12 protein-coding genes are annotated in these 12,811 nt (G+C 56.3%); 1 reads left to right on the top strand and 11 read right to left on the bottom strand.

Going from position 1 to position 12,811, the window contains the following annotated elements; all coding sequences use genetic code 11:
* Positions 1 to 32 precede the first annotated feature (32 nt).
* From VJ369_RS00165 to uraD, 7 genes are all read right to left on the bottom strand, one after another.
* Positions 33 to 749: an L-ribulose-5-phosphate 4-epimerase gene (locus tag VJ369_RS00165; protein ID WP_324090139.1), complete on the bottom strand. Its 717-nt coding sequence runs from the start codon at positions 747 to 749 to the stop codon at positions 33 to 35.
* A gap of 34 nt (positions 750 to 783) precedes the next feature.
* Entirely contained in the window at positions 784 to 2,397 is a 1,614-nt protein-coding gene (locus tag VJ369_RS00160) for a xylulokinase (protein ID WP_324090138.1), read from the bottom strand.
* Between the two features lie 171 nt (positions 2,398 to 2,568).
* A complete protein-coding gene (locus VJ369_RS00155) occupies positions 2,569 to 3,630 on the bottom strand; it encodes a LacI family DNA-binding transcriptional regulator (RefSeq protein WP_324090137.1) in 1,062 nt (353 codons plus the stop codon).
* Positions 3,631 to 3,802: 172 nt separating this feature from the next.
* Entirely contained in the window at positions 3,803 to 5,338 is a 1,536-nt protein-coding gene (locus tag VJ369_RS00150) for a nucleobase:cation symporter-2 family protein (protein WP_324090136.1), read from the bottom strand.
* 76 nt (positions 5,339 to 5,414) lie between these two features.
* Positions 5,415 to 6,338 carry a factor-independent urate hydroxylase gene (gene pucL, locus VJ369_RS00145; protein ID WP_324090135.1) on the bottom strand — a complete coding sequence of 308 codons (924 nt, stop codon included), beginning with the start codon at positions 6,336 to 6,338 and terminating at the stop codon, positions 5,415 to 5,417.
* Between the two features lie 4 nt (positions 6,339 to 6,342).
* Positions 6,343 to 6,699 (bottom strand): hydroxyisourate hydrolase, encoded by a 357-nt coding sequence (uraH, locus tag VJ369_RS00140; protein ID WP_324090134.1) that lies wholly within the window; start codon positions 6,697 to 6,699, stop codon positions 6,343 to 6,345.
* A 29-nt stretch (positions 6,700 to 6,728) separates the two neighbouring features.
* The gene (gene uraD, locus VJ369_RS00135) at positions 6,729 to 7,223 is read right to left on the bottom strand and encodes a 2-oxo-4-hydroxy-4-carboxy-5-ureidoimidazoline decarboxylase (protein ID WP_324090133.1); all 495 of its coding nucleotides are present in this window, start codon (positions 7,221 to 7,223) and stop codon (positions 6,729 to 6,731) included.
* Positions 7,224 to 7,540: 317 nt separating this feature from the next.
* On the opposite strand from uraD, the gene VJ369_RS00130 reads away from it, so the two are divergent.
* Positions 7,541 to 7,723, top strand: a complete 183-nt coding sequence (locus tag VJ369_RS00130; protein WP_105676629.1) for a hypothetical protein — start codon at positions 7,541 to 7,543, stop codon at positions 7,721 to 7,723.
* 163 nt (positions 7,724 to 7,886) lie between these two features.
* Here VJ369_RS00130 and VJ369_RS00125 read toward each other — a convergent pair whose 3' ends face one another.
* The 4 genes from VJ369_RS00125 to VJ369_RS00110 are packed head-to-tail and all read right to left on the bottom strand — an operon-like array spanning position 7,887 to position 12,762.
* Entirely contained in the window at positions 7,887 to 9,035 is a 1,149-nt protein-coding gene (locus tag VJ369_RS00125; RefSeq protein ID WP_324090132.1) for a Gfo/Idh/MocA family oxidoreductase, read from the bottom strand.
* 44 nt (positions 9,036 to 9,079) lie between these two features.
* Positions 9,080 to 10,141 carry a substrate-binding domain-containing protein gene (locus tag VJ369_RS00120; RefSeq protein ID WP_324090131.1) on the bottom strand — a complete coding sequence of 354 codons (1,062 nt, stop codon included), beginning with the start codon at positions 10,139 to 10,141 and terminating at the stop codon, positions 9,080 to 9,082.
* 57 nt (positions 10,142 to 10,198) lie between these two features.
* The gene (locus VJ369_RS00115) at positions 10,199 to 11,227 is read right to left on the bottom strand and encodes an ABC transporter permease (RefSeq protein WP_324090130.1); all 1,029 of its coding nucleotides are present in this window, start codon (positions 11,225 to 11,227) and stop codon (positions 10,199 to 10,201) included.
* On the bottom strand, positions 11,224 to 12,762 hold the full coding sequence (locus VJ369_RS00110; RefSeq protein WP_324090129.1) for a sugar ABC transporter ATP-binding protein: 1,539 nt from the start codon (positions 12,760 to 12,762) through the stop codon (positions 11,224 to 11,226). Before VJ369_RS00110 ends, VJ369_RS00115 begins: the two co-directional genes overlap by 4 nt.
* Positions 12,763 to 12,811 lie beyond the last annotated feature (49 nt).

The following is a 12,811-nucleotide window of genomic DNA, read 5'->3' as shown; positions in this document are numbered from 1 at the left end:
CGAATTGAAGTAGGTGGGCGCGAAAGAAGCGCTTATTGTCCGTAAACGTTTTGGTAGCGTGCGTAGAGTGCGTCGATATCTTCGCTGCGCATTGGCACCGGGTCACCTAATTGGCGGGAGATGTGAACTGTACGGGCCACCTCTTCGCACATCACTGCCGCCTTGACGGCGGAGCGTGCGTCTTTGCCAATGGTGAAGGGACCATGGTTTTGCATGAGTACCGCCGGGCTACGCGACTCTTGCAGTGTCTGGACGATGCCTCGGCCGATGGAGTCATCACCAATGATGGCGAATGGCCCCACCGGAATGGGTCCGCCAAATTCATCTGCCATCATGGTCAGCACACAAGGAATTTCTTCTCCACGGGCAGCCCATGCGGTCGCATAGGTCGAGTGGGTGTGCACCACACCGCCAACATGCGCCAGATGCTGGTAGGTGTAGGCGTGCGCGGCAGTATCCGAGGATGGGGCGCGGGTCCCGTCAATGAGCTCCCCATCCAACGTGCAGACCACCATGGATTCGGCAGTCAATTCCTCGTAGGCAACGCCGGAAGGTTTGATGACAAATACATCCGCGCTGCCGTCGGCAACCTCGGGATTTCGTACGCGTTGCGAGACGTTTCCGGCGGTCCACACCACCAGCTCATAACGCGGCAACTGCGCGTGCAGTTGTGCGACGAGTTCGCGTGTTTGCGCAATTTCCTGGCGCATTGCTGCTGAGTATTTGGCTAATCCTTGAGCATCGCTCATCTGAGAACTCCTTGGTGCCGCGGTGGGAATGTTTTTAGATTGCATTAATCGCGGCGCGTTCAATGGCCAGCCCCGCCCGGTAAGTGAGCAGGTAGTCTGCGTAACCGGCTACGTCCTGTGGCAGAGGTGTTACCTCATCTAGCTGCGCGTTCGCGAATACCTGCAACTTCAGATATTCGGCGAGACTCACCGTTGGGTGCGTGCCGGCATAGTGGCGATATGCGGCCAGTACGGCGATCCCCCAGGGTCCACCGTGTTGTGCCGTACTTCCTACGGAAACTGGCACGTTAAGTGCCGCCGCGAGGAGCCTTTGGGCGGCCTGTGCGGTGCGGAAAATGCCACCGTGGGCGAACATTTTCTGAATTTTGACACCCTCTGCGCCAAGAATGTCCATTCCCACGCTCAAGGTCGCAAACATCGAATACACCTGAGTTCGCATGAAGTTTGCAAGATTCAGCGTTGAGTCGGGGGTACGCACTACCAGCGGCCTGCCCTCGGCTAACCCGGTGACCGGTTCTCCGGAAAGGTAGTTGTAGGCAACGAGTCCTCCCCCGTCCGCGGCACCGTCTAGCGCCGAGGTCAAAAGCGCCTGGTACACCTCATCCGCCGAGGCCTGTTGTCCCAGCGCCGACGCGAATTGCCCGAAGACAGATGCCCAGCTCGCTAGTTCGCTGGCTCCGTTATTGCAGTGCACCATGGCGACCGGATCCCCTGTAGGGGTGGTCACGATGTCAATTTCAGGGTGAACTTCGCGCAGCGCGGCGTCGAGGACCACCATTGAGAAGATTGACGTTCCGACCGAGACGTTTGCGGTGCGTGGGGCGACGGAGTTAGTTGCCACCATTCCGGTTCCGGCGTCTCCTTCCGGCGGACAGCACTGCGCTCCGGGTTGTAGTTGCCCGCTTGGGTCAAGCAGCAGTGCACCCTGAGCGGTCAGGCTCCCGGCGTCGGCTCCGGCAGGCAACACCTCAGGTAGCAGCTCAGCCAGTGTGCCAGTGGCACCTAAACGCTGGGCTAGCGAATCAAAGGCCGCTAAAAATTTGGGGTCGTAGCCAAGAACGGAGCTCTCCAGCGGGAACATACCCGAGGCGTCTCCGGCACCTAGTACCCGGCGCCCGGTGAGCTGCTGATGAACAAAACCAGCCAAGGTATTGAGGCTAGCCACCTCAGCAACATGTTCCTCGTTGTCCAATAGTGCCTGGTAGTAGTGGGCTACTGACCAGCGCTGAGGGATGTTGAACTCAAGAGCCTGGCTCAGTTCTTCGGCGGCCCGTTCGGTGGAAGTATTGCGCCAGGTACGGAATGGGACAAGGAGCTGACCCGCATCATCAAAGGCTAGATAGCCGTGCATCATGGCCGAAATGCCGATGGCGGCAAACTGGGTGGGGCGCACCGAGTATTGCTGTTCGCATTCGTTGACGAGATCGGCGAAGCACTCTTGCAAACCGGTCACGATGGCTTCGCGTGAATAGGTCCAGCGGCGGTCCACAAATTGGTTCTCCCACGCATGTTGGCCGCTGGCCAGCTGTTCGTGGTTGGGCCCGATGAGGCTCGCCTTGATATTCGTCGAGCCGAACTCGATGCCGAGCACCGCACGTCCCGAACCGATCACCTCGGGCGCGGACATACCTATGTGGTGACCAGTCATCGCTTCTCCGTCCTACACCCACAAACGGGTGACGCTCAATGTCTTCGCGTTCCGCTGCGCGTGAGGGCGTGAAGTCCTACGGCTAACCGGAACACTCACACAATGTTAGCGCTAACAAAATGCGATGCGCAACACATGGAGAAGTTTGAGTTACCTACTTCAGCGCGCAGATCAGCTCCGCGCAGGTGGCGCAGTGCTTGCTCGCACAATCATGGTTGGTGCGATCATCCGTGGACCAGAGCACGCCGGATCATCATTGAGCAACTCGGCGAGCGCTGCACGTCCCACGTCACCAAAGGGCTGGCGCACCGTGGTCAGCTTGGGAATATAGAACTCGGCAATCTGTAAATCATCAAATCCCACTACCGACACGTCTTCCGGAACCGATACCCCAGCTTCCCAAAAGGCGCGCAATAACCCGATGGCCAGATAATCATTGGATGCAAAAACCGCGGTAATTTCTCCGGCCTTTACCCGCGGCGCAAGACTAACCCCCGCGTCGTAACCACTTGGAGCCAGCCAGGACTCGGCGGGAAATTCCACCGCTTCATAACCCGCGGCCGTCATGGTCTCAGCCCATCCAACCTTGCGTTCGGTCGCGTCGAACCATCCAGTGGGGCCGGAAACGTGCACTATTTTTTGGTGTCCTAGCGAAATTAAATGCTCGGTGGCCTGCCGAGCTCCATCGCGCTGATCAACATATACGTAGTGCACCGGATCATTCTCCGGAACGTTTGTGCGGGCGGCCACTACGACCACCGGCACCTTCAGCTTCAGTTCATCGATAGCCTCGGTGACCTGATCATGGGGGGCAACTACCACCACGCCGTCCACGCTCTGGTCGGTGAGGTGATTCAACGCGGTAACCGCGGCGCCAATGTCATAGCTGTCCATGGAGGTCACCGTGACAAAATACCCCTGGGCCCGAGCCGCCGCTTCTACCGCAAGTACGGTGGACTGCGGCCCAAAAAACTCGCTCCCAATGGTCAAGATACCGATGGTGCGTGTTTGCGCCGTAGCCAGGGCACGTGCGGCGAGGTTCCGTCGGTATCCGAGCTCTTTAATTGCCTCCAAAACCCGAACCCGGGTGCCTTCACGGACGTTCGGATGATCATTCAAAACCCGGGACACAGTTTGATGGGAGACCCCGGCGACTGCTGCCACGTCCGCCATCGATGGCGGCCGGCTGGAAGAGCTCTCGGCGTCAGTCTGGTAAGTATTCACATTCGTCATTATTGCAAACCCCACGGGCCCCGCCGACTATAAATTCCCATATTGTTCACATAGTGGGGTTTTCTCGGTCTGAGAACAAGGCAAGGTGCCCGCAGATAAACATCTGCGGGCACCTTGCCAACATTGGTACTTTCAACCTTGTACATCGGGCTTGCCGATAGGATTTTCGCCGTTAGTGCTCCGGTGTTTTGGCGACTTTGGGTACAGGCATTTCAATGGCTCCAGTCTGAATCTGTTCAAATTCGTCGGGTGTCACCACGGGAATTTCATAGCCTTCCTTATCGATGAGCTTGCCACCTTCAAAGTGGTCACCCTCGATCAGTCCGCAGACCTCTTCGCGCTTCACCAAACGTGGCGGGGCGGCAGAGAAGACCGAAGAGTTCTTGGAATTTCCGAACTTGAATTCGTTGAACAGCAGGTTCAGCAACACGGCCATAATGGCCGCCGAGGAGATCCCCGAGTGGAAGATCGTTTCGAACCAGCTTGGGAAATTTGCATAGAAGTCAGGCTTGACGATGGGGATACAACCGAAGGAGATGGACGCAGCCACAATCACCAGGTTCATTCCGTCATATTTAATCTTCGACAGCGTGCGAATTCCTGAGGCCGCCACGGTTCCGAACAAGACGATTCCAGCACCGCCAAGAACCGGCGTGGGGATCGCCGCGACTACCCGACCCAGGATTGGGAGCAGTCCAAGTACCACCAGGATTCCGCCACCGGCAGCCACAACAAAGCGACTGGTGATCCCAGTAATTGCTACCAGACCAACATTCTGCGCGAAGGCAGACTGGGTGAAGGTATTAAAGATTGGGGCTACCGCGGAAGATGCCATATCTGCGCGTAGTCCGTCGGCGATACGTTTGGAATCCACGCGGGAACCAGCGATTTCACCGACCGCAAGAATATCGGCGGTCGTCTCCGTCAAGATAACCAGGACAACGATGGTCATCGAGATGATTCCACCGAGTTCAAAGACCGGCATTCCGAAGGCCAGCGGCTGCGGGAAGGCGAAGATCGCCCCGGATCCCACTTGAGAGAAGTCGGCCATGCCAAATAAGGCGGCACCGACGGTGCCTAAAACGATTGCGATCAAGATAGACATTCGCGAGATGGCTGCGTTACCGACCTTGGACAGCAGCAAAACAAGCAGCAAAGTACCGGCTGCTAAACCTATATTTGCCAGTGATCCGTAGTCGTCAGCTTTAGCATCTCCGCCCATTGCCCAGTTTGCGGCTACAGGGGTCAGCGAAATGCCAATCATGGTGATCACCACGCCGGTGACTACCGGCGGGAAATATCTAATGACTCGGGCGAAGAATGGGGCAATGAGAAAGCCAATGAGCGCCGCGACCAGAACCGCGCCGAAGACAGCCGGAAGCCCTCCACCACCGTTGACGATGGCGACCATGGTTGCCACGGAGGCGAAGGAGGTGCCCTGAACCAGTGGCAGTTGGGCGCCGAAGAAAGGAATGCCGATGGTCTGCAGGATGGTTGCAAGTCCACCAATGAATAGGCAGCTGGCGACCAGGAGCCCTACTTCTTCACTGCTGAGACCGGCCGCCCCACCGATGATGAGAGGTGGGGCGATAATGCCGCCATACATCGTCAATACATGCTGAAGCCCGTAGGCCAACGACTTTCCAAAAGGTAATTTAGCGTCTTCCGGGCGTGCTGCTTTGATAGATTCATTGTGTGTAGCGCTCAAGGCTGACCTCCTACGTCAGTCGCTGCCAAAAGGGTGTACCGGTGTACCAGCACTGGCACACCCTTTTCACGTCGAATTAGATAAATGCAGGGATATTAGCCCAGATGTGATGGTTAGCTTCGGTGCCCTCGCGGGTGACAGTTGCTTCGATCAGTCCATAAGGACGGTCAGCAGCAAAAAACACTTCATTCGGGTTGTCCTGGCCGAAAACCTCAAGATCCACCAGGAAGTGATGCTTGTTTGGCAAGGACATCTTAATTTCAGCGATTTCCGGATGGGCCTCCAATACCGCTTGGCCCATGTTGTACATGCTCTGCTGCAAGGCATAGGAATGCGTGAGCGCAAACTGGGTCAGCAACAAGGAACGCACCGACGCATATACTGCATCAAAATCGATGCCGGCCGATACACCTTCCGGGGTGTAGCGCCAACGGGCGGTGACATCGGTGGCGAGAATTCGATCGGTGGTGCCCTTGAGGGTGGTGTATCTATCCACTGGGAACCCATGGAATTCACTGCCGGTGGACTTCAAAACCGTCAGGTCTTCCAGTCCTGCAACAATACTTTTCTCACCGTTCTCGGCAATTTCCAAGACCGCGGTGCGAACCTCGGACTTGTTCTGCGAGAACGCGTGATCATGGTCGTTGATCCGATCCCAGAAGAATTGCTGCGCGGCCCAGCGTCCTCCGCTAACCCAAGCGAATTCGCTGGTGAAGTGTTCACCGAGTCGACTCAGGAACTCTTCTGGTGAAGCCACTCCATCACGGGCCAAACCGTATACGGTGTTCTTCTGGGTGTCGGTGGCGACCACATGGGCGTTATCACCATCGGTGTGGGCGGCGGCGAAGTCTCCGTGCAGTTGGCTGGTGACGTTTAGATCTTGGATCTGATGACGGTCGGTGTCTCGGGTGATCTTCACTAGGCGGACTTCAGCTTTACCGTACTGGTTGCTACCCAGGACGATTTTAGTTCCGGCGGGGGCGTTGATTTGTGCGGTCATGACTCTAACTTCCTCGGTACGTGGAATATGCAAACGGGCTGATAAGAAGGGGTACGTGGTAATGCTCGGCAACGTCAGAAACGTAAAATTCGATGCTTACCGCGGGGAAGAAAGTTTCCGTTCCCTGCTTCCCGAAATAGTCGCCGGTTTCAAAGGAAATCCGGTAGCGGCCTATTTCAACCTGAGTCGGTCCAAGATGCTTAATGCGTCCGTCCGCATCGGTGATCCGGGATCCGATTTCTTGCCAGCCGGATGCCAAATTGGCTTCCAGCGTGGCCTTAACACCAGAGGCAGGCCTCCCGGTCCCGGTGTCGAGAATATGGGTGGTGATGTGACTGCGCTCCGCGGTCTGTTCATCCATGGAGTACTCCTTAGTTCAAAGGGGTGGCTTTAGTTGCTGACAGCTTTTTCTAGCCGTAGCAGCGCAATGGCGCTCAGTTGCTCGGCGACTTCGCGCGCTTCAATGTCATCGTCATTGCCTAAACGGCGTTCGCATTCGCTTAGAATTTCGGCGCTGCTTCGACCGGCGGCACGGATAAGGAATACCCGGTTAAATCGGTTTTCGTAGGCGCGGTTAGCCGTTGAAAGCTGAGCGGTAATGTCCTCGTTCAGCTGCAGGTCTGCTTGTTCACCGCGTGAAAGGGTGGCTTCGGCCGAGTTACCATCGGCTCGTTCACCAATTCTTGGATGGTGCGCCAACGCGGCGGCGGTCTCTGCTTCGCTCAGGGATTGAGCACTTCGATAACCTGCTGCGAGTAATTCATCGGTACTTGCGTACGGACGAGATGCAACGATGTCGTTGATCCAACGCTCCACATCAAGGCACGGGCGCAGAATAGCTGCGGCCTGCCCCTGGGTGAGGTTGTTAAATTCTTCGAGGTTCATTGGGTGATCAGCTCTTTTCTTACACCACAATCCGGCGGCTGAACACCCTTACCACCGATGGTTTATCGGCTTCGACTCGATGTTTTTGGATCGTGGAATCTTCGTTCCACAACTGTAAGCCAACTCACACCACTTCCGTCAAGAGGTTCGGCGAGACTATTTTTTTGAAGTGTGATTTATTGTCCGGGATTTCGGTCGAAAGAAGTTTTTGGGCGTAAACCCTTGCCAAGACTCCAGCTACCCGGAGATAATGGTTCCGTAGAACAAAATTAAACTTCCATACTGTGGAATGAAGAGAATCAAGAAGGAGGGTCGCCATGACCGCCAACCAGCCGGCCAGCATCAACTACTCACCCAAGGAAGCGCGAGTCCTCAGCGCGACCGCAGCATTGCAAACGGGAATGTTCCAGCCAATTGAAAACCTGGATCCAGATATGTCCCCGCGGGCGCGCATCAACCCTTCCGCTCCAACCTTCTTTGATCGTTTGCTGCGCAGATAGACCTCCGCCCACCCCGTGGGCCACAAACAGCGCAAAGACCATGCTCCGGAGGCGCCGAGCATGGTCTTTGCGTGCTTAATATTCGTGGCACCGCGCATGATGCCACTGGAAAATTGATCCCGCCGGTAATCGGATACTTGAATTTCTTTCCCTGTGGTTCTCGCTAATTTGGGCCTGCAATGTGCACCCGCACACCACTTTGGACCGCGCTATCTTCGATTCCTGCCAGCACCTGCTGCACTGCAAGCCCATCAGCGAACGATGGACTGGCCGGCATGCCACTGCCAATGGCCGCCAGGAAATCCCGGATTTCATGGGTAAAGCTTTCCGCCCAGCCAAGTACGTGACCGGTAGGCCACCAGCCGTCTAAGTACGGATGCTCTGGCTCGGTGACCATAATCGATTTGTAACCCTGCTCCGCGGTATCGCCCGAAGCCTCGTACAACTTCAAAAAATTCATGGACTCCAAGTCGAATTCTAAGGATCCCTGGGATCCGTAAACCTCGATACGCAGGGAATTCTTCCTGCCTGTTGCCATCCGACTGGCTTCCACCGTGGCGATCGCACCATTATCCAGTTCCAGGGTCGCCCAGATCGCATCATCGACGCTGACCTGCTCTGTCCCTGAGTCCCCAGTCCGTTCGGTGACAAAGGTTCGGCTGGTCGCCGAAACCGAGCTGATCTGCGCCCCGGTGAGAAACCTGAGCTGGTCCACCGCGTGCGAACCCAAATCTCCCAGCGCGCCGGACCCGGCTTCATCCTTGCGCAACCGCCACGTCATAGGAGCTGCATCATCGACCAGCCAGTCCTGGTAGTAGCGAATGTTCAGCTGTCGCAATTTGCCCAGTCGCCCTTCGGCTAACAATCGCTGCGCCAGGGCCAGGGCAGGAATTCTCCGATAGTTGAACCCCACCATACTGATAACTCCACGCTCGGCTGCCGCCCGCGCAGCCGCATTCATCTCCTCGGCTTCGGCCAGCGTGTTAGCCAGCGGTTTTTCAACCACCACGTGTTTACCATGCGCTAAAGCAAAAAGTGCTATTTCAGCGTGCAGGGCTCCCGGGGTGCAGATATCGACAATGTCGATATCTGCACGGAGGACTGTCGCGCGCCAGTCGGTGCTAAATTCTTCCCACCCATATTTGGCAGCTGATTCTGCGGTGCTGGTGGGGTTAGAACCCACCAGCACCCGCATGCTCACCAGGGTCGAATCGTAGGTGGCGTTTATGTTTCGCCACGCTTGGGAATGGGCTTTGCCCATGAACGAATGGCCAATCACCGCAACCCCAAGGGCCGATCCTGTTCTGAGCATTTGCTTCTCCTTCTGATGGAACTAATTTCGCTGCGCTCTGTGGTCTAGGACTCAAAGGCTGTAGGCAAATACTTCTCCACGTTGTCCTTGGTCACCACTGCGGCGTACAGCACAACTTTGCGCGGAATTTCAATGTCCAGCAGGTCTTCCAATGAACGTTCCTGCGCAACGAGGCGCGCCATCCTCACGCCATCAGCAGCCTGATATGCCGGGTATACGGTGGTCGCCTTGACCACCGAATCTCCGGATTGAATCTCACGCATCATATTTGCCGAACCGCCATTGCCTACCATAAAGAATTCACTGCGGTCTGCGGCTTTAATGGCTGCCAGCACCCCGACGCCCTGATCATCATCGTGGTTCCAGATTGCATCCAGATGAGGTGCGGCTTGCAACAGGTTTGAGGCGGCGCGCTCACCGGATTCTACGGTGAACTCTGCTGGAACCCGGTTCGAAACTTCAAGACCGCATTTGGCCAGCGAATCCTTGAACCCCTCACTACGCTCCTGGGTGAGTGGCAAGGAATCAATTCCAGGTATTTCACCGATTTTGGCGTCTTTTTTGTCGCCCAGTTCGGCGCAGATGAAGTCGCCAGCGGAGACTCCCACACCATAGTTATCGCCGAGCACCGTGACTCGTGACGATTGCGCGGTACTGAACTCACGGTCAACGTTGATCACGGGGATGCCTGCATCCATGGCTTTTTGCGCCACCTTGGTCAACGCAGCCCCGTCGAAAGGCAAGAGCACGATCGCATCGACCTTGTCATTGATCATCGTCTCGACCTGGCTGATCTGTACGCTGACATCGTTGGTGCCTTCGGATACCTTCAGCTCTACGTCTGGGTAATCTTTCGCGGTCTCCACCGCGAGGTCAGTCATGGCAGCCATGAATCCGTGGTCCGCGGCGGGCACCGACAAACCAATCGTGACCTTCTTGCCTTCTTCGGCGTTGGCGCCGGCTGCTGCCGGGGCATTCTGGGCGTCGGAATTTTCATTGCTGGGTGCTGGTGAATTTGAGACGCATGCGGTGAGCATAAATGCTGAGGTTGCGAGCAACACGGCCGCACCTAACATCTTGCGTGGACCTTTAACCGAGGCAAACATTTCTTCTCCCTTGAATCATTGTTACTGCGAGTGGTGCACGGAAAGTCTTGAGGTAAATCAGGTTCTCGACTGCCTAATCGCCAGCTGCCGCTGGATCAGCACTGCGATCACGATAATGGCGCCCTTAGCTACCAGTTGCACCGACAGCGAGAGGTTGTTCAGTGCGAAAATGTTGGTCAGTGTGGAAAAGATCAGCACACCAAGCACCGTTCCAAAAATTGAGCCGCGGCCACCGGTGAGCAAAGTTCCGCCAATAACCACCGCGGCAATGACGTCCAGCTCCAAGCCGGTACCGTGTGTGGCACTGCCGGTGGTGGTACGAGCCATGAGCATAAAAGCACCGATTCCGGCGCATAGACCGGCGAGCGCATACACGATCATGGTGTGACGTTCGACCTTGATCCCTGCGAGCCTTGCGGCTTCTGCGTTTCCACCGATGGCGAAGGTTCTGCGTCCGAAAGTCGTGCGGTTAAGTAAGACCCAACCGCCTATCGCCACAAGGACAAAGATCAGCACGATAGTGGGAATTCCGAAAAGGTCTCCACCGATAGCCTGAAGAAATCCATCCACCGAAATCAGTTGTGTTTTCTTATCTGAAATAATCTCCGCCAAACCACGTGCGGCGGCCATCATAGCCAAGGTTGTAATAAACGAAACGACCTTGCCATAAGCGATCAAAATACCGTTGACCAGTCCGGCCGCGGCACCGATGGCCATCGCGGTGATGGGCAAAAAGATCCAAGAGGTACTCTCTGCGAACATCTGCCCGGACAAGGTAGTCGCCCAGACTGCTGCGAGTGCCAGGATCGCACCCACGGACAGATCGATGCCGGCGATGGTGATCACAAAGGTTGCCCCGATACTGACCACGCCGGTGACCGCGGCCAGGCGCAGAATGGTCATCATGTTGTTGACGTCAGCGAACCGCTCTCCGGCGGTGAGGCCGCCCACTACGCACAACAAGATCAGCGCAAAAATCAGCCCCATATTTCTGCGCAGCCCAGCATCGAGCAGCCATTTGAGGACGCTGCGTCGCGGCCGGTTATGCACCGCTGACCGCGCGTGGCTCGAAGTTGCGGAGCTCATAGGGTGGTCCCTTCCATCACAAGGTCAAGAATTTGATGTTCACTCAGTTCTGCTGCCGCGCCCCGGTGCACGATGCGGTTCTCGGAAACCACCAGAATTTGATGGCTTAATCCGAGTACTTCTTCTAGTTCACTGGACACCACGATGATCGCGATTCCTGCGCGGGAGAGTTCCGAGATCAGTTGATAGATCTCGCTTCGTGCACCGACATCTACGCCACGCGTTGGTTCATCAAGCAGGAGCACCTTGCACCCGTGGGAAAGCCAGCGACCCAAGACGATCTTTTGTTGGTTCCCGCCAGAGAGCGTGCGGGCCTCGCGGGTGGGGTCTGCGGGCCGCAATTCGAGCTTGTCGATCTGTTCCATGCTGACTTGGTATTCGCTTTTACCACTGGTAAACCCCGCGGTACCGTAGCGCCCGATACTCGCGAGCGTGAAGTTCGAGATGAGCGTGTCGTCGAGCAGCAGAGCCTGGCTTTTGCGTTCTTCCGGGCAAAGACCCATGCCTGCTTTGACGGCGGCTACCGCAGAACCCGGTCTCAATTGTTTGCCCTCGACGCGCACCGCTCCGGAGACGGGTTTAGTACTGCCGTATATGGCTGCCAAGATCTCCGAACGTCCGGAACCAACGAGCCCCGCCAACCCAAGCACCTCACCCGCACGAACGTTAAATGAGAGTGGTTCCTGTCCGGGAGCGATGATCAGCTCTTGGACCTGCAAAATGTTTGGTGCGTCGTCAGGAAGACTGACCACCGGCGGGAAGACATTGCTGATGGTCCGGCCCGTCATATGCGTAATCAGTTCACCATTGGAAGTCTGCGAGACCTCTAGGTTGGAGGCGACGGCGCGGCCGTCTTTCAAGACCGTGATGCGGTCGCCAATGACTCGGATTTCTTCAAGGCGATGCGAAATGTAAATGACCGCAACCCCACTGGCAGTTAATGCTCTGACGGTGTCAAAAAGGTTGCGGACCTCTTCGGAATCGAGGACCGCAGAGGGTTCATCCATGATAATAAGGCGCACCTCGCGAGACAGTGCGCGGGCCATGGAGACGATTTGCTGGCCGGCCGCCGAAAGCTCGCCGACTTCCATACTTGGCGATATTTCTTGGTGGCCTAGCCTGGCAAGAAGCTTTGCTGCCTCGACCTGTTCAGCTTGATGGGAACTGAATCCCCCTCGGGATTTTTCGTGTCCTAGGAAGATATTTTGTGCAACCGTCAGCGACTCGACTAAGTCGAGTTCCTGGTACATCGTTCCAATCCCAGCTTTGATCGCATCATCGGGAGAGGAAAAACGGACCTGTTGGCCGTCAAGCAGGATTTCTCCGTCATTAGGCTGGTGCACCCCTGCGAGGACTTTGATCAGTGTCGACTTTCCCGCGCCATTTTGACCCAGCAGGCAGTGGACCTCTCCGGCTTGGACGCCGAAGCTGACTTGTTGCAAGGCTATGATGCCCGGGAATCGCTTTTCGATCCCCCGCATTTCGAGCAAAGTAACTTGCTCACCCGTCCCACCGTTGACTTCATCGTGGCTCATAGTGATGGACGTTACACTGACTTTTGATAAGTGTCGAGCAAAAGTCGAT

This window comes from Glutamicibacter sp., assembly GCF_035257265.1.
Lineage (GTDB): Bacteria > Actinomycetota > Actinomycetes > Actinomycetales > Micrococcaceae > Glutamicibacter.
Note: the sequence above shows the minus strand (reverse complement) of the source record. Positions and strands in the feature narration are given on the sequence as shown.